Origin of the sequence: Streptomyces albidochromogenes (genome assembly GCF_005981925.1) — a bacterium.
Lineage (GTDB): Bacteria > Actinomycetota > Actinomycetes > Streptomycetales > Streptomycetaceae > Streptomyces > Streptomyces albidochromogenes.
The window spans coordinates 1-2,154 of record NZ_VBVX01000543.1 but is presented as its reverse complement, the minus strand read 5'-3'; the positions used below and the strand labels follow the sequence as shown (position 1 = coordinate 2,154).

The 2,154-nt window shown below is 71.5% G+C and carries 1 protein-coding gene and 1 pseudogene; one reads left to right on the top strand and one right to left on the bottom strand.

Features of this window, described 5'->3' with window-relative positions:
* Positions 1-123 precede the first annotated feature (123 nt).
* Positions 124-591, top strand: a pseudogene (locus E2E34_RS33635) (GNAT family N-acetyltransferase); the annotation flags it as partial.
* Positions 592-694: 103 nt separating this feature from the next.
* Here the strand turns inward: E2E34_RS33635 and E2E34_RS33630 are convergent.
* Positions 695-2,041, bottom strand: a complete 1,347-nt coding sequence (locus E2E34_RS33630) for an FG-GAP and VCBS repeat-containing protein (RefSeq protein ID WP_138905616.1) — start codon at positions 2,039-2,041, stop codon at positions 695-697.
* Positions 2,042-2,154: the final 113 nt, after the last annotated feature.

Genomic DNA, 2,154 nt, shown 5'->3' with positions numbered 1-2,154 from the left:
GGGTCGGCAACGGTGGGGGCCCCATCCGGGTGCGATCGTGCGATCCGGAGCGTGGCCGTGGTTCCGCGAGCGCCGGCCGGGACGCCCGCGGAGCTCGCGCGGGGCATTGTTTACGCTGCGGGGATGATTCGAGACGCCACACCTGCCGATGTCCCTGTCATTCACGCGATGGTCCGCGAACTGGCCGAGTACGAGAAGGCGTTGCACGAGGCGCGCGCCAGCGAGGAGCAGCTGCGGGAGGCGCTGTTCGGGGAGCGCCCGGCGGCGTACGCGCACATCGCGGAGACGGAGGACGGGGAGGTCGCCGGGTTCGCGCTGTGGTTCCTGAACTTCTCCACCTGGCGGGGGGTCCACGGCATCTACCTGGAGGACCTGTACGTGCGGCCCGCGCGGCGCGGCGGCGGGTACGGGAAGGCGCTGCTGGCGTCGTTGGCGCGGATCTGCGTCGAGCGGGGGTACGAGCGGCTGGAGTGGTCCGTACTGGACTGGAACGAGCCGTCGATCGACTTCTACCGGGCACTGGGCGCGCAGCCGCAGGACGAGTGGACGGTGTACCGCCTGACGGACGGGGCGCTGGCGGAGCTGGGCGGGGAACAGCCGGAGGCTGCCCCGCCCTGTGCGGATGAGCGGGGGGAGCTCGGTGGCTCCCGGCCGCAGAGGGCAGCTGCCTCTGCGGCCGGGTGCGCGGCGGCTGCTACTGGAGCATGCCCGCGATGACGTCGGCGTCGGCCGAGGAGACGCCCGTCGCGGTGACGCCGGAGGCCGTGCCGGGCAGGCGCAGCGAGTCGGCGGCGATGCCGGTGACGTACAGGTCGGCGTAACCGTCGCGGTTGGTGTCGCGGAGGCGGGTGAGGTCGCCGAAGTTGTCGTTCCACTGCACGGTGCCGGGTATGCCGGCGGTGTCGCGGTCGAACCACTGGGAGCCGGTGCCGGTGAGGCCGCTCCTGCTGCCCTTCAGGACGTGCACGGCGCCGGCGTCCGCCTGGTCGCCGAGCTTCTCGCCGGGTACGCCGACCGCGAGGTCCTTGTACCCGTCGCCGTTGATGTCGGCGGCCGAGACCGAGGAGCCGAAGCGGTCGTTGGTCTCGGGGGTGCCGGCCACACCGCTCGTGGCCTGCGTGATGCGGGCGCTGGTGGCGGGGCCGGTCGAGGAGCCGTACCAGACGGTCACCTGGCCCTTGTAGTTGTCGTTCATCATCGTGCCGAACGCGATGTCGCCGTATCCGTCCTTGTTGAAGTCGGCGATCACGCCCTGCTGGGGGTTGGCGTAATTGGTGGTGAGGCGCAGGGACTTGCCGGAGGCCGGCGTCGAGCCGCCCTTGATGAACCAGGCGTCCGTCCCGAAGACGTTGGGGGCGTCGACGATCCCGGAGACCACCAGATCGGTGCTGGAGTCGCCGTTCATCCTGCCGGCGGTCAGGGACCGGGCGGAGAGGCCCGACTTGGCCAGGGTGGACACGGCACCGGTCACGCCGGTGCGGGTGAGGGACCCCCGGTAGATGTACGTCTTGCCGGCGCTGGTGGCGGCGAGGTCCTGCTTGCCGTCCCCGGTGAAGTCTCCGGTCGCGAGACCGAGGCCGAAGCGGCCGTCGGCGACCTTCGCGCCCTTGTTGGGGACCGACGTGCCGCCGCTGAGGCCGTTCGCGCTGCCCCACAGGATGGTGACCGCCCCCTGGTCCTCGCGCCCGTCGACGTCCTCGCCGTACGTCGTGACCGCCAGGTCGGCGTATCCGTCGGCGTCGAAGTCGGCGGAGGCCCGCACGTCGCCGAACATGTCGTCGGCCTCGTCGCTGCCGGGGACGCCGGCGCTCGACTGGGTGACGACCTGGGTCCGGGTGCCGGGGCCGTCGGCGGTGCCGAAGGTGATACGGACGCTGCCGCCGTTGTTCGGGGTGAACACGTAGGACGCGTAGTCGCGGAATCCGTCGCCGTTGAAGTCGTCGGCGTACTTGGCGGCGGCCGCTGCCGCGGGGGGCGCTGTGACGACCGGGACGATGGACGCCACGAGAAGTGCCGCGCCGGCGGCATGGCGTATGCGCATGAATGTCTCCTGAGGTGATCGCTACCGCCCCGGTGCCGCGAGGGGACTGGCCCGCGTCGCGGCACGAGGCGGTTGACGTACAGGAGACGATCAAGGGGCGGATGGGGTTGTAC

What these genes read in the sequence shown, in the direction of transcription:
- E2E34_RS33630 (WP_138905616.1), bottom strand. Translation starts at nt 2,041, where the DNA reads ATGCGCATACGCCATGCCGCCGGCGCGGCACTTCTCGTGGCGTCCATC.